We start from the raw sequence: 22,776 nt of genomic DNA on the forward strand, positions 1-22,776 counted from the left end.
TATCAAGAGACAGTAACAGATAATGGCTCTAGAGTGATTACAATTAATTTTGAACAAGATGATTCAGATATTGAAATAATAGGCACTAAGATAATTCCAGAATTTGGTACAATCGCAGTTATGATTCTAGCGGTAGGAATCATTACAACAATAGCAGTTACAAGAAATAGATTTCAGATCAAAATTTAGAATGAATACTTTTCCTTAAACGGAGATACAGAACGTAATTCTGCAGTCACTTTTTTTAGAATATTTACTGTTTCATCAATTTGTGATTCAGTGTTGTATAATCCAAGCGTCAATCTTAAAGAACCTGTAATTTGTTCATAAGAATAGCCCATAGCCTTTAAGACATGAGATGCTTTTTGTGTATGAACTGAACATGCAGAACCGGTTGATGCAGCAATTCCATATTCGTCTAATTTTATTATTAGATCCTCCCCAGCAACCCCAAGAAATGTAAAATGTGCATTATTGGGCAATCGGTTTTCAGGATGACCATTAAGAGAAACACCCGGAATTTCTTTGAGGATTTTCAAAACAAGAATATCACGTAGTTTTTTCATATGAAAAATATTTTCAGATAAATTAAGATTAGCAATTTCACATGCTTTTCCAAATCCCACAATGTTTGCAACGTTTTCAGTACCTGAACGTAAGCCATTTTCTTGACCCCCACCTAAAATGATTGGATCTATATCAATTCCCTTTCTGACGTATAATGCCCCGATTCCTTTTGGGCCATTAATTTTATGAGAGGATATTGAAAGTAAATCGATACCTAATTTTTTAACATCTATTGGAATTTTTCCAACGGCTTGAATTGCATCTGTATGAAATGGTATATTTTTCTCATTGCATAATTTAGTGATTTTAGAAATTGGTTCAATTGTTCCAACCTCATTATTTGCAAACATTATTGAAACAAGACATGTGTTATCAGAAAGAGAATTTTCTAAAACTTCCAAATTCACCGTTCCCTTATCATCTACTGGAATATACACAACATCATATCCATTTTTTGCTAATCTCTTAGAGGGTTCCAATATTGCATCGTGTTCTATAGAGGAAGTGATTATTTGCGAGTTAGGTCTTTTCTCTGAAATTCCATAAAGAGCAGTATTGTTGGATTCAGTCCCACCAGAAGTAAATAAGATTTCAGAGGATTCTGCATTAATCAGTTGAGCAATCTGTTTTCTTGCTTTTTCTATTGCCTTATGAGCCAATCTACCATAACGATGAATTGATGATGGATTGCCATATTGTTCTTTAAGATACGGCAACATAGATTCTAAAACATTTTCATGAATTTGCGTTGATGCCGCATTATCAAGATAGATCAATCTGTAATCACGTTGATTTTTCCTGGTCTATATCCATCCGGATCAACTCTAACAGATAAGAATCCAATTAATTTTAGTTTATTTGTTATTTCAGTTAAGATATCATCTTCAAAGATAGAAATTCTATCTTTTTCTACTTCAATTTTTGCATTACCGTCCAAGTCTCTAACTCTAACTTGTTTTAAATTTGTAATTTGTTTAACAATCGTTTCACCCAATTCTATACGGGTAAGCTTTTCAGAAGTAACCCTTTGTCCCCATGGAATACGGGATGCCAAACAAGAATTGGATGGTTTATCATATATGGATAGACCAACAAACTTTGCAGTACTACGGATTTCATTTTTTGTAAATCTAGTTTCCACAAGTGGACTGCATATACCATTTTTCTTTAATGCCTCAATTCCAGGCCTATATTCACCTAAATCATCTAGATTAGTTCCATCAACAATAACTTCCACATTGTGTTGTTTTGCCAAGGAAATCAAATGATCACCTAACTCTAATCGGCAATGAAAGCATCGATCAGATGAATTTTTAACAAATTCTTCATTTTGAAGCTCATCATAATCTACAAGAATTTGTTTAATTCCAATTTCTGAGCAAATTTGTTTTGCAGTTTCCAGTTCCTCTTTTGATAAAGTTTTGTAATCAGCAGTGACTGCAATTGCAGAATTACCTAGTTTTTGGAATGCAGCATATGCTACAAGTGCACTATCTACACCACCAGAGAGGGCAATCATTACTTTATTTTTGTTTTCAAACCAATCTATAAGATCATCAAGTTTTCCCATTATCTATCCACCCATATGTTCTATCTTTGCTCTAATCAAAGATTCTGTTTCCTTAATTGATTTGTTTAGTTTATTTGATATTAATTTTAAATCATCAAATTCAATTTTAAAGTGATCTTTTCCTTTAAAAGTTGAAACTTTGTATTTTACAACAAATTCTTTTCCATCAAGAATTAATTTAGCATTATGTGATGTTCTTGGAACAATAAATCTGTCCGAAGTTGATATGCGAATTCCTAGAGTTCCAGTTTCAGTTACCAAAATATCCATAATGTCATGCATTGATGCATTATCACAAATTACTGTAATGAGATTGGTTGGTCGTCCCTTCTTTGTAATGCCGTGATAAATCGAGACATCTTTGGCACCATTTTCCATAATTTTTTCAATCATATTTCCCAGAATTTCTCCAGGTACATCATCTACGTTGGTTTCTAAGATCTTGATAGAATCTATTTGAAAGCTGTTTGTCTGTGTGCCTTTAACAATTTTTAATACATTTGAAAAACCATCAAAATTTTTTTGTCCTGCACCATATCCAATAGAGGTTATTTTCATTGAAGGGTAATACTCAGCAGATGTTTTGGAAAGATTAACTAGAATACTAGCACCTGTAGGAGTAGTCAATTCATCTTTTACATGGCCTCCATGAATAGACAAATTAGAATCCCTCAAGATTTCAAGAATTGCACTTGCAGGATTTGACATTATTCCATGCGAGAATGAAACATTTCCTCCACCTACTGCTACAGGCATGCAAATAATTTCTTCATCAAGCATACCTAAATCATCAATTGCTATTGCGGTTCCAACAATATCAATTAAAGTATCAATACTAGACGCTTCATGAAAATGAACAGAATCAATAGGTAAACCATGAATTTTAGATTCAGAAGAAATCAATGTGTCAATACAAGATTCTGCAAATATTTTTGCCTTTTCAGACAGACCAATTTCTTTTGTTAAATTAATAATTGCATTTTTTATTTCAATGCCTTTTCTTTCATGAACATGTTCGTCTATTTCTAAAATTAATTCAGTGGCATTTATTCCGTGTTTATCAATTTTTTGAAAATCAATTTTTTTGATAACTGAATCAGATAAGAATTTTTCAGACAATTTAACACCATCTATAATTTTAATTTTATTTGCCCCGATATCCACTAAAGAACACAAAAGCATATCACCGGATACACCAGCAATTTGTGGATCTATTACAATAACCATAGATAGAAGCTTGCTAAAAATGCATATAAATTCTGTCTAAAGAGATAAAAAATTTCACTAGATTTAATTATTGAAAATTTGGAGCTTTACTTATGATTACAATAATAGGTTCAGGAAAAGTTGGAGGCGATGCAGCTTTGTTCTCCGCATTAAAGAGACTAGATGATCAAATACTATTGCTAGATGTTGCAGCAGGATTACCTCAAGGAGAAGCAATGGATATCAATCACATGTTATCAGAGCAAGGAATTGATGTAGAGGTAAAAGGCTCCAATAATTTTGAAGACATGAAAGGCTCCAATATCGTAGTTGTAGTTGCAGGTTCTGGAAGAAAACCTGGAATGACAAGGATGGATCTTTTAAAAATTAATGCAACAATTGTGAAAAGTGTTGTTGAAAATATTAAAAAATATGCCAGTGATTCTATGATAATTCCAGTTACAAACCCACTTGATCCAATGGCATACATTACTTACAAGGTATCAGGATTTGACCGAAGTCGTATTTTTGGAATGGGTGGAATGTTAGATTTATCCAGATTCAGACAATTTATTCATGAGGCTACCGGATATTCTCGTGATTCGATAAGAGCACTAGTTATTGGAGAGCATGGAGAAAACATGTTACCACTTCCAAGATTTTCATCAGTTTCAGGAATTCCACTTAACACAATTCTTCCAAAACAAAAATTAGATGAACTTGTTCAAAACACAAAACAAGTTGCAGCCAAAGTTATTGAATTAAAGGGAGCAACAGTACACGCCCCAGGAAATGCAATTTCTGCAATGATAGAATCTGTGGTAAGAGATAGAAAACAAGTGATACCTGTTTCAACATATCTTGATGGAGAATACGGGTATTCAGATGTCACAATAGGTGTTCCAGCAGTAATTGGAAAGAAAGGAGTTGAAAAAATAATAGAATTAGATCTAAATGCTGAAGAAAAACAAGTCTTTGATACTGCAATCCAAAGTGTAAAGAGTGCAATTTCAGGCATTCAAATCTAAGCATTTTTTTATTCAAACGTTAATGAAACACCATTGGAAATTCGTGAAATTTTAGAATCATTGGAAAAAGGAAAAATTTCAATAAATAATGCTAAAAAAATGCTATCACTTTATTCAATTGAGGAGATTGAAGGCATTGCCAAAATTGACATTAACAGAAGAAAAAGAAAAGGGATTCCAGAGGTTATTTTTGCAGAAAGTAAAAAATTAGATGAAATTAAAAAAATAATTCAAAAAACATTAGAGAAAACAAATTCAGTGGTGGTTTCAAGAATCAATAAAGGAGATTATGCAAAAATTTTAGCATTTGCAAAAAAATCAAAATTCAAAGTTAAGACTGGGAAAAATTCATCCACACTAGTACTTTACAAAAAACCAATAATATTCAAAGGAGGAAAGGTGGGCATACTAGCAGCTGGAACATCAGATATTGGGGTTGCAGAAGAAGCCAGATTGATGTCAGAAGCAATGAACTGTAAATGTATTTCGAGTTATGATGTAGGAGTTGCAGGAATTCAAAGGATATTTCCAATTTTGAAAGAAATGATATCTGAAGATGTAGATTGCATTATAGTGGTGGCTGGAATGGAAGGAGCACTCGCTACTTTAGTTTCTTCAATGGTGGATATCCCAGTAATTGGAATTCCAACATCTATTGGATATGGTTACGGTGGTAAAGGAATTGCTGCCCTTGCATCAATGTTACAAAGTTGCTCATTGGGATTATCAGTTGTCAATATAGACAATGGAATTGCAGCTGGTGCAATATCAGCAAATATAGCAAATAGAGCAATACGAAAAAACAGAACTAAATAACATCAAGAAAATAGAAATTTAGAAGACATATGACCTCGTAAATCATATATACCATACAAGAACGAATCTTGTTAATATTGGCCGGAAAACGAATTGTTCTAACTGCTGATCGTAGTTTAATGACAAATTATCGAGGAAATTTTCTTTATGGATTTATTGCATGCGGACCTTATGAAGTGCTTCCGGAATGGGTTTTTGACAAAGTTTTCTGTCCAGCAGTTGAAACGGACCCAATCACTGGAGAAGCAAAAGTTGCCCAAGTGGGATTAAGACGAGTAGAAAGTGCATTATTACAAGGATACAAAAGAGATGAAGTCTTTATTGCAAATCCTGAGATGCTAGAAAAATCAATAGGTCCAGATACCAAAGTAGTTGGAATTAATGTAATGGATCCGCTTGGAATGGCACCAGTAACAACTACCATGTCACCTGAAAAATTATCATATGTTGCAATGAAATTCAAAAAAATGTGTGCAAATATTATTCAGTTAAAAAAGAAATATGATTTTCATGTGGTAGTCGGTGGAAATGGGGCATGGGAGTTGGCAAAATCTGACAGAATGCAAATCCATGGAATTGACACTGTTGTAGTTGGAGAAGCAGATGAATTAGCATTGGACTTATTTCATGATTTAGAAAAAGGTGATGCACCTGAATTAATGCATTGTTTTGTAAAGAATATTCAAAATATTCCAATTATCGAAGGACCCACAATAAATTCGCTAATTGAAGCAATGAGAGGGTGTGGAAGAGGTTGCGACTTTTGTGATGTAAATAAGAGATCAAAGAAAGATTTGCCCCTAGAAAGATTACAACATGAAGCAAAAATCAACTTGGATTATGGATTTGATTCCATTTGGCTTCATTCTGATGAGATGTTACTTTATGGATGCGATAACAGAGACTTTATTCCAAATAGAGATGCAATAACAGAACTCTGGAAGGGCCTTAAATCATTAGGTGCAAACTTTATTGGAACAACACATATGACATTCTCAGCAGTTGCGGCAGATCCTGAATTGATGAGACAAATTTCAAGTATCAATAAACAAGATGAAACAGGCAGATGGCTTGCAACAAATTTGGGAATTGAAACTGTTGCACCAAACATGGTCAAAAAACATCTCGGTGTAAAAACAAGACCATTTGCACCTGAAGAGTGGGGTAGTGTTGTAAGAGAAGGTGCAAAAAATCCTAAATGATAATCACTGGTTCCCAGCTGCTACAATTATCATAGGTTGGCCAGATGAAACTCCAGATGATGTTCAATATACTATTGACATGATGAGTGACTTTAGAGAAATGAACTTTAGGGGATTGGTAGCACCATTACTTTACCAAGACTTTAGTGAAAAGAATTCTATGCATTTTGGAAACTTGAATGAAGCGCAATTCACATTGTTTTGGAAATGTTGGGAGAACAATCTCAGAGTAATTAATGATATCATTCCAATTATTCTTAGAAATAAGACATATGGTCCACCAATGAAGGTGTTCATGTATGGAATTCTAAAAGCAGGTACATGGGCAATTATGAGATATCTAAGAGGATTATGCAAAGATCTTTTCAATGGAAGAACTCCAGATGAGATAATTGACAAGTATGCTAGAAGTAGATCAATTTCGGCACCAAAGATTCAAACTAAAAAATTATAAATTTTTAATAGCTTGATCAGCAATAGTATTTCTTTTTGGAGTTAATGAGACAAAGTAATTTTTGTCTGCTCTTTCAATCGCATTGACCTTCTTGTAAGACTTGGAATTTACATCAAATTCGTAAATTCCTGATTCAAGTGTACCTTTTGCATAAATCATAAGATATGTATCTCCAGTAGAGGGGCTAAGTGGAATAAATGCCATGATGTATCCTTTGTATGAATTGATAGGCATCGTATTTTTCATTGGAGGTGCTGCAGATGACATGTACAAAAATATGTCTTCAATTGAATTAAATTCTTCATATTCAATATGCATTAAATTTAGTATTTTGTTTCAATATAATAACTTAGAGTGAAAATATTAAAAAAATTAAGAGAATAGTCAATTTTTTGATAAATTATGATTTACGATTTATCTTTCGGTTTTTAAGAATTTTAATTATTACTGCCACGGTGATTAAAACCACTGTAACAATAAATGCAATTTGACCAATCTCTACAGTAGACAAAAACAAGTATGGAAAAATTCCAAAAAACAACACTACAAACATTACTCAAACCTCAAGGAACTCCAGAAAGAACCATCATAAGATGATCCCTCCTGGATTGTTGGCGTGCAAACCAATTATTTTCATACAAAGAATTTTCAGCATTAAATGTTTGGTTAAATCACATAGGTATCAAATAAAGTTGAAAAAATGAATTAAGATGATTTTCTTAATTTTGCAGCACTTATAGCACCTACGGCGGTAATAACTGAGGCAATCACGGCAGTCCATTGCAAGAAGGAATTATCTTGTTCTGATTTAGTATCAACTGTAGGGATAATATCTGGACAACCGTCTGAGTCTTGGAATCCGTTGATAGTTTCAGCTTGGGTTGGCAAGAATCAATAGAATCTGGTATGCCGTCATTGTCAGTATCAGACTGGTGGAACTACATCTGGACAACCGTCTGAGTCTTGGAATCCGTTGATAGTTTCAGGATCGTTTGGACAGGAATCAGATGAATCTGGTATGCCGTCATTGTCAGTATCAGAAATTTGAGCAAATGCATTAGAGGATAACATAAACAATAAGAAAAAACCAAATAAACCAAGTTTTGAATTGTTTTCCATTTTCTTTATACCAAGCAGAGTTTATTCTAGCTCCCAGATAAAAAACGTTGAGAATGTTTTATCTGTTATCTATATTTGAGAATAAATAAAAAAGACTACTTTTTGGATTTCAAATGTTTGTGAACTTTAAATCCAATTACGGTAGGTGCTGCAATGTATATTCCCAAGTTCAATACAATTACAGATATTCCCAATCCTAAGACTTGAGCATCAGAACCACCTTCTGCTAATGTCATTATAGACAATGTGGAAATCATTGGAGTGATAAATGCTCTAACTGCTTCTTGGAACATTGGATTTTCTCTTTCCCAATCAGCGATTGTTGGAGAGAATGAATAGTAGAATTGATTGAATCCACTCATGAATGCCATTCCAGATGAAGTATTCATCAAAGTATTGTCTCTAACTTCTCTGAGGAATTGTACTTGAGGAGCTAATTCAGTACCATATGCAGCTGTTGCAATTAAGCATCCACCACCCTTTGGTTTTTCTGTAGTTTTAACTACTTGACAAATTCCATTTACCAATTCAGTTCCTGCTCCACAAGTTGGCTGTGGTTCTGGTTCTGGTTCTGGTTCTGGTTCTGGTTCTGGTTCAGACATAACACATTTTCCATCAACTAGTTTTTCTCCAGCATTACAGGTGACTGGTTTAACAGTACATTTTCCATCAACTAAAATTTGACCAGAAGGACAAGTGATTGGTTTTGGAGTTGTCTCGCCACCAGATACAACTTTGCCAGTACCTCCAGTAAATTCAAATGTAATATCAGATTTCAAACCAGAAAATACAGCATGAACAGTATAAGCACCAGCTGTTTTGAATTGTGGGCCATCTGCTTTGAAACTTAGTTGAAAAGAACCATCGGCATTAGGATGAATTTGATCTATAGCAACAATATTGTTATCTGGGGCTCTAACAATAACTGAGACATCACCGGGTACAGCAGTATCAAAATTTTTTACAAGACCGGTGACAGTTACTAGTCCTCCTTGTGCATAAAGAGATTTATCAGATTTTAAATTCAAATCATTTCTTAATTGTTTTGTTACAGCTACACATTGACCGTTTTGATAAACTTGGTCTGCAGTACAACCAGTATCGATACATTCACCGTTTTGGAATAGTTGCCCATCGGCACAATCATCTTGAGTGGCAGCATGAGCAGATCCTACAAATCCATAAGACACTAAAGATATCATTAAAAATAACAAGAATACCGTAAATTTCATTTTCATTTGGAATCAGGCATGAGGGTATTTATGTATTCAATGAAAGAAAAATTGACCTTATAATACTCAAATTATACCTTTTTTGACCAAGTATTGAATGGATTTTATAAAGTCGTCATTTGATATTTGATCATTTGACCACCATATTGCAATATTTTTAACCCATTTAGGGATGGAAACACTTGTCAAACTTTCTTTTGGCGATACAATCACGTTGTCTTTAACCAACTGGTTTAACATATTGATAAATTCTGGATCAGATATGATGGATCTTTGTTTTTTATTGTTTTTTATCCAATCAGGAATATCTTGAATTGCAGTAAATGAAACTAGTCCAACATTAACTCCATTATGATATAACTGAATTTTATAAATACCAGGTACAGAATTTTCATTTATCGAAAATGCTGCTCGATAAGCACCACTGTTTGACACAGTAGCGGCAAAATTTTGAACTACATTATCAGGTCTTGTTAAAATTATTGTTAATGGGACACTATTTTTTGGATTAGAAATTGTTCCGGACAAAATAACTTCTTCAGATTTTCCTGATGAAGGAATTGTGATTGTGTTTGCGCTTAATTGTGGAGGAGTTGAAGATTGTGGGGGTGATTTGTAGGCCAATAAACTGAATATGTTTGGATTTCCAGAAGCATCACGAGAATCATGATATTTTGCATCAAGATTTCCACCAGCAGAAGAAATTAATTTTGTTCCAGATTTATCGCAAATTTGTGAAGGCATTTTAAATGAACCCTCAAACACACCAGTACTTGGACCAGTCTCAACTAATGTAAAACCTGTAGAAGCCAAGCCACCATATTCAACTCCATTTATGGTGCATCGCTTGTATCGAATGTCTTTAATTAAAACTTCCAACAAAATATTGTTTCCACTACCAACAGTATCAACATTTGATGAATTTGGATCGTTGTTTACTAGATAGATATCGACTGCATTACTACTCAAATTAAGATCTGGATCATTCAGAGTAATTGTAACTGGTTGACCAAATCTATACGATGTAGAGCCTGTAGATACTACACCTGAATTGGTGGGAATGTTGGATTTTGTAGAAACAGTTGTAGTCACTCCAACTTTATCCAAATCTGAATATGAAATAGCAATTGCGTTTTCATTAATCAATCTGTTAGTAACAATGAATTTAATTTCATTATCTATTGCTCTAATTGACTTTATAAAATTAGGATCTGAAATATTGAGTTGGTTAGCTATAGCATATTCAATTGAGCCATTAAATGTTGATGAATTATCACTTGTTTCTTCTAATTCAAATCTGTAAATTGAATTATCAACATCATTATTATTTTTTAGTCCAAATGAAAATAAATCAAAAACTATTGGTTGTTTGTTTTGTTCAGAAGAAATAGTCCCTGTAGCAGAACTAAAATTAATTATTAGATATACAGTTCCACTCTTACCAGTAATCTGTTGTATGTCAGAATTACTAAGTTGAATAAATCCAGACGAAGAAGAGATATCACCAGAATGAACTATAGTTACAGGGGAAGCACCCAGAGTTCCAAATGAAAGAGTCATAGATGTTGTAGAAAAATTAGTCAATCCAAAATCTTTTTCAAAGGAACGAAGATCATAGTTTAACCAATTAGTTCCAGATGTGTTTGTAAGTGATGTATCTAGAAGAACAGATTGTAAGCTAGATGCAGTAATTCCAAGATTCATAGATATTTGTTTAAAATTTGCAGTTATTGTATTTGTATCAATGAATAATCTCTCGGAGTTTTTGTCGGAGATTGATGAACTTAATGTAAAGGCAGGAGTTAGGTTACTAGATGATGTATGATATTTTACATCAGATGCTTTTCCAAGAGTTATCGGATTGCCAATTTTCAGAGTAGGTACAAGAGAAGTATCTCTAAAGACATCCAAATGTTCTCTAGAGGCTGAATTGATATTTTGATTAGGATCAAAAAGAGTTACAGGGTATTTTGTTCCTGGAATTAACGACTTTGGACCATTACCCACCGTTAAAGCAGGTTGATTTATTGAAATAGTAGATGTAGATGAGCCAGTAAGTACAGATGTAGATTTTTTATTATATTCTATTTGTCCTGTTTGTCCCCTTGGTGCATTAGCAAGAATTGAAATTGTAGATTTATCAGCATCATCTGAATTTTCAAATATTCCAGAATTTGGACCATTTTCTACAAGAGTGACAATTTGTGAAAATGTATTACTAGGTATTCCATTAACAGAAGTCGAAGGTTGTTTATCATTTGATTTTAATTTCATAATATTTCCCAATGTAATTGAAAGCTTACCATTATCTTTAAAGCCCAAATTAGAAAGATATGGAATTAAATTTACTAATCCTGCATTACCGTTAGCAGAATTAGAACCAGAATTATCATATGCTTGATAAAAAGTTGCAAGTGTAGAATTTATGTTAAATGTCCATGAATCTTCATCTGTAGGATCTTGATTTAATTGAAAATCATTTACGGTGAGAAATACTTCTGAGTTTTGCGGATATGTGTTTTTATCAATTTTAAAAGTAACGTTTGCACTATCATCATATTGAAGAGTGACAGATTGTGGATTTCCACCTGCATTGTATTGAATTTTTACATCGCTGTTAAATGAATAGAGTTGAATTAATGGCCAAGCATCAGAATCTAATCCAATTTGTCCAGACGGAATATTTGAATTTGTATTAATTGATTGTGCATGTCTTACAACATTGTTAAGAATTGTAGGAGCCGTAGGAGAACCATTGCATTGAGTAAATGAAGCAGCACCGTTTGTAAAACCGGAAAGACCATTGTTTCCTGGAACAGCGAATCCATCAGTTTGTGAAAAAGAAACCCCAAAAACATTTGATGGTGTATCCCTACTACAAAAAACACCAAAGTCCAAACCTTTACCCGAAGTAGAAGACTGGGTTGAATCTGCTATTTTTGCCTTGTTAACATTTGCAAAATATGCATACCAATTACCATCAGTGGATTGAACCATTCGTAAAGATTTACCGTTAATGGTAACATCTGGTTCTCCTTTTCCTTGATCTGTATCATGGAGGTTTGGATCACGTATAATTACTTCAACTACCATTGAGCCTGAAAAGCGATTGTTAAATTGAGAATTTTCTGCTGAAACAAAAAGATTGGGGTTACTAGATGCATCTACATGTGTTATAGGGATTAAAAAAGCGCTAAAGCAAAAGCTAAGTAAGATAATTGTTTTTCTAGTCATCATATCAACAAATAGCATTCATCCCAAATAATCATGTCGTATGAATTATCTTTAGAATACTTGTAATATATGATAATTCATAAAATAGACAGAAATGTTTGTTCAGAAAACTAGAGTTTTACAGATTTCACTTATAGCCATTTTTTCAGCATTTGTTGTAGAACTAGTTTTTGGATTAATTTCTAACAGTTTGGGTTTGATTACAGATAGTGTCCATGCATTGCTTGACAGTGTTGTTACGGCAATTCTACTATTAGCTGCAAGGATGGCAATCAAACCTCCAGATGAAGATCATACATACGGACATGGAAAAATTGAATCACTTGGAGGAATGATAGGTGGAATTGCAATTTTTCTAATAGCTGTATTTTTCATTTATGAGGCAATTCAGAGATTACAAAGTCCAGCTCCAACGGTGTTACCAGGAATGTTTGCAATTATTGGAGGACTATACACGATAGGAATTGATATTTTTAGAATAATTCTTCTTCAAAAATCCATTAAAAAAATTGGTGGAACTACACTCAAAGCTGATTTTTATCATGCATTTATGGATCTGGGTTCAACTGTAATTGCAATAGTTGGAATTATACTAGTGTCATATGGATTCTATAATGGAGATTTTGCAGCAGCACTAATTCTAGGAGTTCTTTTAGTAATTCTAAGTTTGAGATTAATCCACAAAACAGCACTAGATCTTACGGACATAATATCTCCCGAGCTTGTAAAAAATGTAAGAAAAATTATTGCAGATACAGAAGGAGTAATTGATGTTGGAGAAATTCTGATGAGAAGATCTGGAAATACATTATTCACAGATGTTACTATCTCATTAAGAGGAGACACTAGTTTTGATAGAGCTCATGAAATTAGCAATAGGGTTGAAAATAATATTAAAAATAGGATACCGAATGTTTCTATCACAGTTCATTTTGAGCCAGATTGGAAAAATGTTCCACTGGATGCAAAGATTAACGATATTGCAAAAAGCGTAGCAGGAGTCAAAGGTGTACACAACATAATATCACATAAAACCAAAGGAAAAACATACTCTAATCTTCATGTTATGGTAGAAAGAGAAATCAATTTAGATTTAGCACACAAAATATCAGAGGAAGTAGAACAAAAGATTCAAGAAAATATTCCCGAAATTGAACATGTGACCATTCATCTTGAACCATTTCTTACTGTTCCAACCAATCTAAACAAAGAAGATAAGATCACAGAAGAGAAAATAAGAGAGATTTTAAAAAAATATTCAACAATTAAGAAAATTGGTCGCATCGTGTCTTTGAATTTTGAAAATATTCTCAAGATAGACATTGATTGTTCATTTGATAAAGAGATATCAATTGAGAAAGTTCATGACATGACATCAGAAATAGAACATGCCATAAGAGCTCAAATTAAAAATGCGGTAATCACGATACATCCTGAACCAATTTAGCAATCAAACCAGAATACTTGTGAGATACATGATAAGCATTCCTGAACCTATTCCTGATATTATGGATGTTTGTACTAGTTTTTGTTCACTTTGATAAATCCATTTTAAAATAACAAGTGCAACTTGGAAGATTGCCCCTGCCCCAATTGCCAAGAAGATTATTGCTGTAAATGGTGAATAGAAAAATCCTCCAATCCAAGTACCCAAAATTGTAGGAGCACCTGCAATGAGTCCAAGAAGAACTATTTTCAATACAGGAGATTTTGATTTGGCTACAGGAGATGCAATTGCAATTCCCTCAGTTGTATTATGTAATGCAAATCCAACAATCAAAAAAGTACTTAATGCTACCTGACCCAGACCAATTGCAGCCCCTATAGCTAATCCCTCACCTAAATTATGTAATCCAATTCCTATAGCAATCATCAATCCAATTGCAAATGGTTTAGAAGATGCACTAAGAGTAGCTCTTGAAGTAAGTTTTTCAGCAGTATAATACAATCCTAGAAATGATAGTAAAGCAACTGTTATGATAAGTAACTCCCCATTAAAATTAGCAGAAAGATTTTCTTTTGAAACCTCAAATCCTTCAAGCATTGCATCAATGCCTAGAAAAAACAACAATCCAACAGTCAGTGCAAGAAAAAAATTGTATTTGTTTTTTCCAATCCTTTTGATAAAAGGCAACCACAGTAATCCAATCATTACAGGAATAATTCCAACATATGTTCCAATTATAGCAAAAAATCCAGCTAATTCAGAATCAGATTTTAATGCGGGAGTTGCAGCCTCAATGAATTTTTCAAATCGCACACCATCATCTAATGTAATCCCAATTGTGTATGGTTCAGCATGGTTCCATGCAAAAGGAATTCTTACCAGAGCGGTTTCAAATCGTTCTAATGACTTGTGAGGTTCTATAGCTGCAGGTTGAATTCTATCATTGACATCTGCCATTACAATCACAACAGAGATTGGACCGGTATTTCGAACTGTGACATGTATTTCTGAATCAACAAATTCAACTTTTTCAATAGTAATTTCAGGTAAAGCCACACCAAATTGAAGCAAATCAGAGCCCGGACCTAACAAATACAAAATCATAACTACAAGAAATGCAAAAGGGATTAAGCCACTTGCAATCAAACGGATTTTAGATGCTTTGATTTCTTCCATGTTATTCTCCAGATTTGTCTTTAACTAGAAATAGACCAACCCATCCTTTTTCAGAAAATTCAACTTTGTGTGCATGAAATAGATACTTTCCAGGGTACTGATATTGAAATTCCATAATTCCACGCTCAGTTTGAGATAGAGTTATCATATCTGTATAAGTTGAAGGGACCAAGCTAGTTCCAGTAGGGAAATATTGGTATAGATTCCCATGCAAATGAAAATTATTAATTGGATCAAATTCTACCATATTTACAACATAAATTCGAATTAGTTCGTTTGTGTTAATTTGAATTGGATGATGTTGGTAATAAAATGGAATTGTATTAGCAGCATAGAAATTATTTTCAGTATCAAAATCGGTATCAAATCCATTTAGAACCATCACCATTTCATCAGCTTGAGGTCGTGGTATTTTTGGATCCACTATGAAAACACCATAAAGACCATGTGAAATGTGTTCTTCAAGAGGCATTACATGGCAATGATATGGATGCACTCCTATTGGACCTGCTACAAATTCATAGGTAAATTGGCCACCTCCAGCGCCAACAATTTCAAAAACACCATCCATCTCAGCTGGATGAATTCCATGAAAATGCATAGTATGTGGTTTTGAACCATTATTGATGAAATGAATGCGAACTAAATCACCTTCAGTTGCACGTATAGTAGGACCAGGAACAGTTCCATTAAAAGTCCAAACAGTGTAAAAAACTCCAGGAGATATTTCTTGTATTTTATTATCTTCAGCAATTATTGTAAAATCTCTAATTGTTTGACCATTTGATTCAGAGACACGACCATAATTAAAAGTCCTAAGAAACTTATCTGGATCAAATTCAACAGTTGAAACTGAATAAACAGGATCTAAGACATCGCCTGAGGTTTTAATAATTTGTCCGGTATGAGTGACAAAAATTTTTTGTTCTAGTTGTGCTTCTGTAAATATAGAAAAACCGATTACTGCTGAAATTCCAATAATCACAGATATCACTAGCATTAAAGTGGAACGAGTAAAGGTCAAAGATGAATAACATACAGGATTTGTTTATTTAAAAGTTAGCCTAGGCTAACTTTTTTAGTCTAATCTAAGTTTATGAAATATAGGAAGCATTTGACAAAAAATTAGGTTTAAACTAAAGACTAATACAAAAAGAATGTGCAAAAATCAGGCATACTTTTTGTTATTGTAGGGGGAATAGTTGGATTAGGAATAATACTGTCATTTTATGGTAATCAGGTAATTTTTGAGGATTTGATAAAGGGTGAAGGACAAGTTAAACTTGGTAAAAATCTGATAGTTCCAATTGAATTTGAAACGGTACAAACACATGCAGGAGTTTATGCGATTCAAATAATTGATTTTAAAAAAGAGATAACGGCAAAGATATTAGATCCATCTGATAGAGAAATAGAATCACAGGTAATCAATCAAGAAGTATTTGAAGGAAGATTCAAGATTGAAGAACCTGGGACATACAAATTAGTAATTGAAAATCCAGATGAAATAGAAATCAAAGTTTTTGGAGTAATAGGTCCAGAACCAGATGCAGGTAAAAAGTCAATTGGATTTATTTCATTATACATACTTGTAATTGGTTTGGGAGGAATGGGAGGAGTTACTATTTATGCAATTAAAAATCGTAAAAAATCTTTTAGTTAAGATAGCTATCCATTTTTTCTAATCCTTCAATTGTTGCATTAAAGGTATCACTGTTTTCTATTATTTCAGTTAATTTTTCAGTATTTGCAGAAAATACTAATTTTTCATCATGAATAGTTTTAAGAATAAATCCATGCTCGATTAAATAACCAAGTCTTTCAAATACTTCGGTTTCAGATATCGAAGATTTTTCTGCAAGAAAAGAACATAATTTTTCGCCATCTTCTAATTCTGACAAAATAGATGATGTGATAGGATCAAACATGCAATCTATCACCTTTTCTCTATCAAAAGCCTCGTCCATTTCTACTTCAAATTTTTTCGGTGAATTAAGAACTTTTCTAATTAAAAATCAAATAAAAAAGAAACCAATAAGATAATTAATAAAATAACATAATTACAAAAAATGCAGAAATTATGTATTAAAGATACATCTGGAAAAGGAGAACATTGTTTCTGTATTGATATTGATGCCCAAAGAGGAGTAAAGAAATGCTGTAAATGCAACCAATGGAATGTTCAGGGTAAAGATTGGACAGAGATTTCAGACTTTAGATAAATTTCTAAATTTTGTATTATATCCGATCTGAGGCTAAAATACAAAATTATAATTCAAAAAAAAGGTCATACATGTGGTCATGATTCTCTTCTATGCCTCTAACTGACGCCTAGCATGGTTTTTATCGGGGTAACAGAGAATTTTTGAATACTTGAGCACTCAAGAATACAGACACATTGTAAGAATTGTAGGGAATGATATCCCAGGAGCTAGAAAGGTAATAGTAGGATTAACCCAGATTAAAGGAATAGGATATAATTTTGCCACTGCAATTTTAGATACTTTAAAAATTAACACGAATACAAATATTGGTTTCTTATCAGAATCAGACGTTCAGTCAATTGAAAAATTAATCACAAATCCCATAGCAGGTAATTTTCCACCATGGTTTCTAAATAGAAGAAAAGACATTGAAACAGGTTCTAACATGCACCTATTAACATCAGATATTCCTTTTACTTTAAGAAATGATATTGAAAGAGAAAGAATAACCAACAGTTGGAGAGGTTATCGTCACATGTATGGATTAAAAGTCAGAGGTCAATGTACTAGAACTACCGGTAGAAAGGGTGGAGCAGTAGGTGTTGCCAAAGCTGGAAAACCTGCTCCTGCACAAGCAGCAGCGGCACCTGCAGCAGCAGCGGCACCTGCAGCAGCAGCGGCACCTGCAGCAGCATCTGCAAAACCTGCTGATGCAAAGAAGGCAGCTCCTGCGGAGAAAAAGAAATAGGTGAAATGTAATGGGAGATCCTAAATATCCAAGACGAATGTGGAGAAAACCAAAGAGACCACTTAACTATGATTTAAAAATGGAAGAGCTAAAAACTCTTGGAACATTTGGCTTAAGATCAAAAAGAGAATTGTGGAAAGCACATACAGAATTATCCCGTGTAAGACACCAAGCAAGATCATTACTGGCATTAAGACAAGAGATCAGATTAGAAAAAGAACCAATCTTGATGAAATCATTATCCAGAATTGGATTAGTAAGTAACGAATCTACTTTAGATGATGTACTTAATCTTCAAGTAAATGATTTACTATCACGTAGATTACAAACACTTGTAACAAAAAAATTAGGATTTAAAACTCCATATCAAGCAAGACAAGCAGTAATTCATGGACACATTATGATTGGAGATAGAAAAGTAAACATTCCATCATACATAGTAACATTAGAAGAAGAAAAAAATATTCATTTCTCACCAGAGTCCAAGATTCCAGGTATGCTTGAAGATACTAAATCAGAACCTAAACCTGAAATCACTGAAGTGGAACAGGTAGAAGCAGAATCTCAAACTAAAGAGTAAAAAATTTAATTTAATAATTACAAGAAATAACTTTAACAGTAAATAACCCCACTATGTTATAGAAAGATAAGTTATGTGTTCAATTATAGGCTATTATGGAAACGAAGTAGCGGCACCAATAATAGTCAAAGGGCTAAAAAGAATGGAGTATCGTGGATATGACAGCGTAGGAGTTGCCACTGAATCAAATAGCCATATAGAATTAAAAAAAGGAATCGGGAAGGTAGAAGAAGTAAATTCCAATGTACATCTTGATACATTACCTGGAAAAATTGGAATAGGGCATACTAGATGGGCAACACATGGAAAAGTAACAGATGCAAATGCACATCCACACCCCAGTAATTCAGGAAAATTAGCGATAGTACATAATGGAATAATAGAGAATTTTGAACAATTAAAAATAGAATTAGAAGAAGACGGTTATGTCTTTAAAAGCGAAACAGATACTGAAGTAATAGCAAATCTACTTCAAAAAAATTATGAAAATGTAAAAAACGTAAAAGATGCGATAATAAAAACAGTTTCAGAATTAGAAGGACATTATGCATTTGTTGCAATGTTTGAGAATGGGCAATTGGCAGCTGCAAGATTTCATGAACCATTAATTGTAGGAATTGGAAAGGATAGTTATTTTCTCTCAAGTGATGTTTTAGGATTTATTGAACAAACAGATAATGCAATTTACATAGAAAATGGAAATTTTGTAATAATAGACAATGATAAATTACAAATTTTAGATTTCAACGGTGAAATTGTAAAACAACAAATTACAAAAGTGTCAAAAGAATTTGCAGATGCATACAAAGGAGATTATGCACATTTCACACTAAAAGAAATTTCAGAACAACCAGATACAATATTCAAAGCAGGGGAAAACACTGGAAATGCAATCAAAAATGCAGCTGAATATATTAAAAATTCAAATAATATCTACATCACAGGAAGCGGTACAAGTTATAATGCAGCACTAATCGCTAAACAAGTTTTGGCAAAATATGCTAAAATCAAAGTGGATGCAATTATTTCGAGTGAATTACAATTCTCATCAGATACAATTGAACCAAATTCTACATTAATTGCTATTTCACAAAGTGGTGAAAGCGCAGATGTTTTAGATGCTGTAAATATTGCAAAAAAAGTAAATTGTAATATAATTTCTATAGTAAATTCTCTTACATCATCATTGGCGAGAGAGTCAAATATTGTAATTGGGATGAATTGTGGACCAGAAATAGGTGTTGCAGCAACAAAAAGTTTCACATCACAGATGATCGTAATATACAAAATTGTGGAAGAGATTACCAATGGAGACATTAAGATAAATTATAAAGAAATATCAGAATCAATTGCAAAAATTCTTGAAAATCATGACCAAATTAGGCATATTGCAAGTGAAATTAAAGAGATTTCAGACATCTATGTCTTAGGTAGAGGCATTCATTATCCAATAGCTATAGAATCGGCGTTAAAATTAAAAGAGCTGACATACATCCACGCGGAAGGAATTCCAGGTGGAGAACTAAAACATGGACCGCTAGCATTGATGGATTCTAATGTGTTTGTTATCATAATTAATCCAAATGATTCGACATATTCAGATACTCTAACAAGTGCTAGAGAGATTAAAGCGCGTGGTGCAAAGATCATAGGAATATCAGATCAAAAAAGTGATGTGTATGATTATTGGATTGAAATTCCAAAAACAAATGAATTGGCATATCCTATTTCAGAAACAATCCCTATTCAATTGCTCTCATATTATGCTGCACTTGAAAAAGATGCAGACCCAGATTATCCTAGAAACTTGGCAAAATCAGTTACAGTGAAGTGAATAATCGATGATACTCTTTTTCATACAATGTTAAAAAGTGTGCAGAGTCTTTTCCTGTTTTTATCATAGATGCAATAATACTTCCGCCTGCACCAACACCTTCTTTTGCAAACCCCTGAGAAAATGCCTTTAATCCAGAAAATTTAGAATTTTCCAATCCGGGATTAACAGAAATTGCTGGAATATCTGCAATTTCAGAAACAAGTGATTTAAAATTTGCACTTGTATCAGAAGAAATGTAAGAAGTGGTTCCAATAGCAGTATTCTGATCATTGAATCCAATTTTTGAAGCAAACGCTAAAACTGCAGTCATTTGAGTACCACCTGCCAGCATTACTTTAGTGACTTCAGATGCTGCACTTAACATACCAGCTACAAAAGCAATCATCGGATCACCAACTTGAGATATAACATGATATGGATCTTTGGAAGTTAATCGCTCCAAGGCTGAATTTACTATTTGATTTTTTAATTCAACTGGATTATTTGGAATGCTGGAGCTAACTTTAGCATTAAATCCCAATCCACGCAAAACAGCAAGAGCAGTTGTTGTACCTCCAGGAATACTTTCACCAATTATCAAGCAATTAGTCATAGATGCAAGATTTCTTCCTACCATCCTTCCATAATCGACTGCTTGTGATACTTGAGTGTCATTCATTGCTGAATCAACTGAAATGTTTCGTCCATAAGACAATCCAGTTTGAATAAACGGTAATTGAGGTAAAATTTTACTTCCAGCATTAATCACAATGTGAGGAATACTACATGATTCTAATGCAGTTTTAGTGAGTAATGCAGGAGTGGGTTTACCATCGGGGGTCATTGGTATTTTAGAAATTGTTTTACAATATCCATAGTAAAGATATTCTGCATCTGCCGGAGAGGTAAATTTTATGGAATCCGTATCAGCACCAGCAAATGAGATTCCAGGTATTTCACATGTTTCAGTATAAGATATAGCAAGAGAAAATAAAAAATTTCCAGATTTTATAGAGTTAATAAAATCATGACCTTTGTGTATATTACCAAAAAATTCAAAATTATCTAAATAGGTCATTGCCCCATCATTTCAACAAACTCTTGTTCAGTTCGTTTTTGCATAACAAAATTAGTTTTTTTCTCTTGACCGATTGTAGATATTAGAGAATGTCCATAATTATGTCCGCAGTAAAGAACAAGATCATCATTTAACGAATGGAGAACATCAAAAAGACTATGATACAATTCTTTAGCACTGCCTCCAGGTAAATCTATACGGCCACAATTTCCTACAAAAAGTGTGTCACCAGAAAAAATTTTTCCATCTCCAATTAGACACATACTATCTTTAGAGTGACCAGGTGTATGTAGAACAGTTAATTTTGATTCACCAAATTCAATCACATCACCATCTTTTACAGATATGTCATGTTTTAATTCAGATTTTTCATGTTGTATTATTTTTGCATTAGTAGATTTTGCTATACCTTCATTTCCCAATGTATGATCAAAATGATGATGAGTATTGATAATGTATTTTATTTTTAAATTATTTCGCTTTATTACACGCTCTATTTCATCAAGATCCCAAGAAGGATCAATTATTATTCCCTCATCTGTATTTTCATCTTCAACAACATATGTGAAATTTTGCATGTTGCCAACTTGAATTTGATGAACTTTCATAGAACTCCCTCTTCTGCCTCTGGAGGAATGCCTATTTTTTCTGCATATAATTCACCTGTCAAATCTTTTCTTTTTGGAATACCTTGTTTCATTTTATGAAATGTTACAGTCATATCAGATTTTACATAGATGTTGGCAGTTTCCCCAGTTTGTGGATCTAATCCAGATGGGACATCAACTGAAAACTTGAAACATTTAGCATTATTAATGAAGTTGATTGCTGACACATATGGTTCTCTAATGTCACCAGAGATTCCAGTCCCTAGGATTCCATCGACAATCACATCAGGTGTAAAATCATAATCAAATTTTCCACCCGTAAGTAATTTTACTGAAGGCATTTTTTCTAAAATAGACCAATTCCAAGAACTTTCTTCTGTCTTTATTTTATCAGGAGTTCCCAGAAGATGAACTGTTACATTAGCACCATATCCAGCTAAATGTCTTGCCATTACCAACCCATCACCTCCGTTGTTACCCATACCTACATAGATCAGAATCTTTTTTGATTCGACATTTCCTAATTTTTCAACTAGTCTTTTTACAGCAGCAGCTCCGGCGTTTTCCATCATGAATTTTTTTAAAAATCCCATAGCATGACCGTTATTTTCTATTTGATACATTTGATCTACAGTAATGTCCATGATTTACAGAGTCACATTCCAAAATAAGAGCTTTGGCAAACGATTTA

Annotated in this window: 26 protein-coding genes; 11 read left to right on the top strand and 15 right to left on the bottom strand. The window is 33.3% G+C overall.

Annotated features, from left to right (window positions below; genetic code table 11):
• Window positions 1–189 (top strand): PEFG-CTERM sorting domain-containing protein (locus BG20_RS05480; RefSeq protein WP_010191980.1); only part of this gene is annotated, 189 nt, incomplete at its 5' end.
• Here the strand turns inward: BG20_RS05480 and BG20_RS05485 are convergent.
• The 3 genes from BG20_RS05485 to larC are packed head-to-tail and all read right to left on the bottom strand — an operon-like array spanning window position 186 to window position 3,364.
• Complete coding sequence (locus BG20_RS05485) at window positions 186–1,343, bottom strand: cysteine desulfurase family protein (RefSeq protein WP_010191982.1); 1,158 nt, start codon at window positions 1,341–1,343, stop codon at window positions 186–188. The genes BG20_RS05480 and BG20_RS05485 overlap by 4 nt on opposite strands.
• Window positions 1,340–2,137 carry an ATP-dependent sacrificial sulfur transferase LarE gene (gene larE, locus BG20_RS05490; protein ID WP_010191984.1) on the bottom strand — a complete coding sequence of 266 codons (798 nt, stop codon included), beginning with the start codon at window positions 2,135–2,137 and terminating at the stop codon, window positions 1,340–1,342. The genes BG20_RS05485 and larE overlap by 4 nt, the downstream gene beginning before the upstream one ends.
• Window positions 2,138–2,140: 3 nt before the next feature.
• Window positions 2,141–3,364: a nickel pincer cofactor biosynthesis protein LarC gene (gene larC / locus BG20_RS05495; protein ID WP_010191987.1), complete on the bottom strand. Its 1,224-nt coding sequence runs from the start codon at window positions 3,362–3,364 to the stop codon at window positions 2,141–2,143.
• Window positions 3,365–3,456: 92 nt separating this feature from the next.
• On the opposite strand from larC, the gene BG20_RS05500 reads away from it, so the two are divergent.
• The 4 genes from BG20_RS05500 to BG20_RS13220 all read left to right on the top strand — a co-directional run bounded on the left by BG20_RS05500 (window position 3,457) and on the right by BG20_RS13220 (window position 6,843).
• Window positions 3,457–4,371, top strand: coding sequence for a malate dehydrogenase (locus BG20_RS05500; RefSeq protein ID WP_010191989.1), 915 nt, complete (start codon window positions 3,457–3,459; stop codon window positions 4,369–4,371).
• A gap of 33 nt (window positions 4,372–4,404) precedes the next feature.
• Window positions 4,405–5,187, top strand: a complete 783-nt coding sequence (gene larB, locus BG20_RS05505; protein WP_010191990.1) for a nickel pincer cofactor biosynthesis protein LarB — start codon at window positions 4,405–4,407, stop codon at window positions 5,185–5,187.
• 77 nt (window positions 5,188–5,264) lie between these two features.
• The gene (locus tag BG20_RS05510) at window positions 5,265–6,389 is read left to right on the top strand and encodes a radical SAM protein (RefSeq protein ID WP_238527525.1); all 1,125 of its coding nucleotides are present in this window, start codon (window positions 5,265–5,267) and stop codon (window positions 6,387–6,389) included.
• On the top strand, window positions 6,370–6,843 hold the full coding sequence (locus BG20_RS13220; protein ID WP_238527526.1) for a hypothetical protein: 474 nt from the start codon (window positions 6,370–6,372) through the stop codon (window positions 6,841–6,843). The genes BG20_RS05510 and BG20_RS13220 overlap by 20 nt, the downstream gene beginning before the upstream one ends.
• Here the strand turns inward: BG20_RS13220 and BG20_RS05515 are convergent.
• The 6 genes from BG20_RS05515 to BG20_RS05535 all read right to left on the bottom strand — a co-directional run bounded on the left by BG20_RS05515 (window position 6,838) and on the right by BG20_RS05535 (window position 12,446).
• Entirely contained in the window at window positions 6,838–7,161 is a 324-nt protein-coding gene (locus tag BG20_RS05515) for a hypothetical protein (protein ID WP_007402237.1), read from the bottom strand. The two genes, BG20_RS13220 and BG20_RS05515, sit on opposite strands and share 6 nt — an antisense overlap.
• An 82-nt stretch (window positions 7,162–7,243) precedes the next feature.
• Window positions 7,244–7,396 (bottom strand): hypothetical protein, encoded by a 153-nt coding sequence (locus BG20_RS12395; RefSeq protein ID WP_157999280.1) that lies wholly within the window; start codon window positions 7,394–7,396, stop codon window positions 7,244–7,246.
• A 152-nt stretch (window positions 7,397–7,548) separates the two neighbouring features.
• A complete protein-coding gene (locus BG20_RS13895; protein ID WP_010191992.1) occupies window positions 7,549–7,731 on the bottom strand; it encodes a hypothetical protein in 183 nt (60 codons plus the stop codon).
• Window positions 7,732–7,767: 36 nt separating this feature from the next.
• On the bottom strand, window positions 7,768–7,962 hold the full coding sequence (locus BG20_RS13900; RefSeq protein ID WP_010191994.1) for a hypothetical protein: 195 nt from the start codon (window positions 7,960–7,962) through the stop codon (window positions 7,768–7,770).
• Between the two features lie 95 nt (window positions 7,963–8,057).
• Entirely contained in the window at window positions 8,058–9,194 is a 1,137-nt protein-coding gene (locus BG20_RS05530) for a CFI-box-CTERM domain-containing protein (protein ID WP_238527527.1), read from the bottom strand.
• 66 nt (window positions 9,195–9,260) lie between these two features.
• Complete coding sequence (locus BG20_RS05535) at window positions 9,261–12,446, bottom strand: peptidase (RefSeq protein WP_010191998.1); 3,186 nt, start codon at window positions 12,444–12,446, stop codon at window positions 9,261–9,263.
• A gap of 76 nt (window positions 12,447–12,522) precedes the next feature.
• Here BG20_RS05535 and BG20_RS05540 point away from each other — a divergent pair, with 76 nt between their 5' ends.
• A complete protein-coding gene (locus tag BG20_RS05540; RefSeq protein WP_010192000.1) occupies window positions 12,523–13,875 on the top strand; it encodes a cation diffusion facilitator family transporter in 1,353 nt (450 codons plus the stop codon).
• Between the two features lie 3 nt (window positions 13,876–13,878).
• Here BG20_RS05540 and BG20_RS05545 read toward each other — a convergent pair whose 3' ends face one another.
• Complete coding sequence (locus tag BG20_RS05545) at window positions 13,879–15,051, bottom strand: ZIP family metal transporter (RefSeq protein WP_010192002.1); 1,173 nt, start codon at window positions 15,049–15,051, stop codon at window positions 13,879–13,881.
• A gap of 1 nt (window position 15,052) precedes the next feature.
• Window positions 15,053–16,051, bottom strand: coding sequence for a multicopper oxidase domain-containing protein (locus BG20_RS05550; protein ID WP_010192004.1), 999 nt, complete (start codon window positions 16,049–16,051; stop codon window positions 15,053–15,055).
• 159 nt (window positions 16,052–16,210) lie between these two features.
• On the opposite strand from BG20_RS05550, the gene BG20_RS05555 reads away from it, so the two are divergent.
• The gene (locus BG20_RS05555; RefSeq protein ID WP_010192006.1) at window positions 16,211–16,714 is read left to right on the top strand and encodes a hypothetical protein; all 504 of its coding nucleotides are present in this window, start codon (window positions 16,211–16,213) and stop codon (window positions 16,712–16,714) included.
• Here BG20_RS05555 and BG20_RS05560 read toward each other — a convergent pair.
• Complete coding sequence (locus tag BG20_RS05560) at window positions 16,707–17,018, bottom strand: hypothetical protein (protein WP_010192008.1); 312 nt, start codon at window positions 17,016–17,018, stop codon at window positions 16,707–16,709. The two genes, BG20_RS05555 and BG20_RS05560, sit on opposite strands and share 8 nt — an antisense overlap.
• Before the next feature lie 102 nt (window positions 17,019–17,120).
• Here BG20_RS05560 and BG20_RS12690 point away from each other — a divergent pair, with 102 nt between their 5' ends.
• The 4 genes from BG20_RS12690 to glmS all read left to right on the top strand — a co-directional run bounded on the left by BG20_RS12690 (window position 17,121) and on the right by glmS (window position 20,417).
• Window positions 17,121–17,273: a hypothetical protein gene (locus BG20_RS12690; protein WP_193353024.1), complete on the top strand. Its 153-nt coding sequence runs from the start codon at window positions 17,121–17,123 to the stop codon at window positions 17,271–17,273.
• A 151-nt stretch (window positions 17,274–17,424) separates the two neighbouring features.
• On the top strand, window positions 17,425–18,003 hold the full coding sequence (locus BG20_RS05565) for a 30S ribosomal protein S13 (RefSeq protein ID WP_010192010.1): 579 nt from the start codon (window positions 17,425–17,427) through the stop codon (window positions 18,001–18,003).
• A gap of 10 nt (window positions 18,004–18,013) precedes the next feature.
• Window positions 18,014–18,583, top strand: a complete 570-nt coding sequence (locus BG20_RS05570) for a 30S ribosomal protein S4 (RefSeq protein WP_007402262.1) — start codon at window positions 18,014–18,016, stop codon at window positions 18,581–18,583.
• A gap of 73 nt (window positions 18,584–18,656) precedes the next feature.
• Window positions 18,657–20,417: a glutamine--fructose-6-phosphate transaminase (isomerizing) gene (glmS, locus tag BG20_RS05575; protein WP_010192013.1), complete on the top strand. Its 1,761-nt coding sequence runs from the start codon at window positions 18,657–18,659 to the stop codon at window positions 20,415–20,417.
• Here glmS and cobT read toward each other — a convergent pair.
• From cobT to BG20_RS05590, 3 genes are read right to left on the bottom strand one after another with little or no spacing between them, the layout of a single operon-like run.
• Window positions 20,404–21,477 carry a nicotinate mononucleotide-dependent phosphoribosyltransferase CobT gene (gene cobT / locus BG20_RS05580; protein ID WP_010192015.1) on the bottom strand — a complete coding sequence of 358 codons (1,074 nt, stop codon included), beginning with the start codon at window positions 21,475–21,477 and terminating at the stop codon, window positions 20,404–20,406. The two genes, glmS and cobT, sit on opposite strands and share 14 nt — an antisense overlap.
• The gene (locus BG20_RS05585) at window positions 21,474–22,085 is read right to left on the bottom strand and encodes a hydroxyacylglutathione hydrolase family protein (protein WP_010192017.1); all 612 of its coding nucleotides are present in this window, start codon (window positions 22,083–22,085) and stop codon (window positions 21,474–21,476) included. The genes cobT and BG20_RS05585 overlap by 4 nt, the downstream gene beginning before the upstream one ends.
• Window positions 22,082–22,729, bottom strand: coding sequence for an NAD(P)H-hydrate epimerase (locus BG20_RS05590; RefSeq protein ID WP_010192019.1), 648 nt, complete (start codon window positions 22,727–22,729; stop codon window positions 22,082–22,084). Before BG20_RS05590 ends, BG20_RS05585 begins: the two co-directional genes overlap by 4 nt.
• Window positions 22,730–22,776 lie beyond the last annotated feature (47 nt).

Origin of the sequence: Candidatus Nitrosarchaeum limnium BG20, assembly GCF_000241145.1 — an archaeon.
Taxonomy (GTDB): Archaea; Thermoproteota; Nitrososphaeria; order Nitrososphaerales; family Nitrosopumilaceae; genus Nitrosarchaeum; species Nitrosarchaeum limnae.

What these genes read in the sequence shown, in the direction of transcription:
- BG20_RS05515 (WP_007402237.1), bottom strand. Translation starts at nt 7,161, where the DNA reads ATGCATATTGAATATGAAGAATTTAATTCAATTGAAGACATATTTTTG.
- BG20_RS05585 (WP_010192017.1), bottom strand. Translation starts at nt 22,085, where the DNA reads ATGAAAGTTCATCAAATTCAAGTTGGCAACATGCAAAATTTCACATAT.
- BG20_RS05535 (WP_010191998.1), bottom strand. Translation starts at nt 12,446, where the DNA reads ATGCTATTTGTTGATATGATGACTAGAAAAACAATTATCTTACTTAGC.
- BG20_RS12395 (WP_157999280.1), bottom strand. Translation starts at nt 7,396, where the DNA reads ATGTTTGTAGTGTTGTTTTTTGGAATTTTTCCATACTTGTTTTTGTCT.
- BG20_RS12690 (WP_193353024.1), top strand. Translation starts at nt 17,121, where the DNA reads ATGCAGAAATTATGTATTAAAGATACATCTGGAAAAGGAGAACATTGT.
- BG20_RS05570 (WP_007402262.1), top strand. Translation starts at nt 18,014, where the DNA reads ATGGGAGATCCTAAATATCCAAGACGAATGTGGAGAAAACCAAAGAGA.
- BG20_RS05545 (WP_010192002.1), bottom strand. Translation starts at nt 15,051, where the DNA reads ATGGAAGAAATCAAAGCATCTAAAATCCGTTTGATTGCAAGTGGCTTA.
- BG20_RS05590 (WP_010192019.1), bottom strand. Translation starts at nt 22,729, where the DNA reads ATGGACATTACTGTAGATCAAATGTATCAAATAGAAAATAACGGTCAT.
- larE (WP_010191984.1), bottom strand. Translation starts at nt 2,137, where the DNA reads ATGGGAAAACTTGATGATCTTATAGATTGGTTTGAAAACAAAAATAAA.
- BG20_RS05500 (WP_010191989.1), top strand. Translation starts at nt 3,457, where the DNA reads ATGATTACAATAATAGGTTCAGGAAAAGTTGGAGGCGATGCAGCTTTG.
- BG20_RS05550 (WP_010192004.1), bottom strand. Translation starts at nt 16,051, where the DNA reads ATGCTAGTGATATCTGTGATTATTGGAATTTCAGCAGTAATCGGTTTT.
- larC (WP_010191987.1), bottom strand. Translation starts at nt 3,364, where the DNA reads ATGGTTATTGTAATAGATCCACAAATTGCTGGTGTATCCGGTGATATG.
- cobT (WP_010192015.1), bottom strand. Translation starts at nt 21,477, where the DNA reads ATGACCTATTTAGATAATTTTGAATTTTTTGGTAATATACACAAAGGT.
- BG20_RS13900 (WP_010191994.1), bottom strand. Translation starts at nt 7,962, where the DNA reads ATGGAAAACAATTCAAAACTTGGTTTATTTGGTTTTTTCTTATTGTTT.
- BG20_RS05540 (WP_010192000.1), top strand. Translation starts at nt 12,523, where the DNA reads ATGTTTGTTCAGAAAACTAGAGTTTTACAGATTTCACTTATAGCCATT.
- BG20_RS05530 (WP_238527527.1), bottom strand. Translation starts at nt 9,194, where the DNA reads ATGAAATTTACGGTATTCTTGTTATTTTTAATGATATCTTTAGTGTCT.
- BG20_RS05560 (WP_010192008.1), bottom strand. Translation starts at nt 17,018, where the DNA reads ATGGACGAGGCTTTTGATAGAGAAAAGGTGATAGATTGCATGTTTGAT.
- glmS (WP_010192013.1), top strand. Translation starts at nt 18,657, where the DNA reads ATGTGTTCAATTATAGGCTATTATGGAAACGAAGTAGCGGCACCAATA.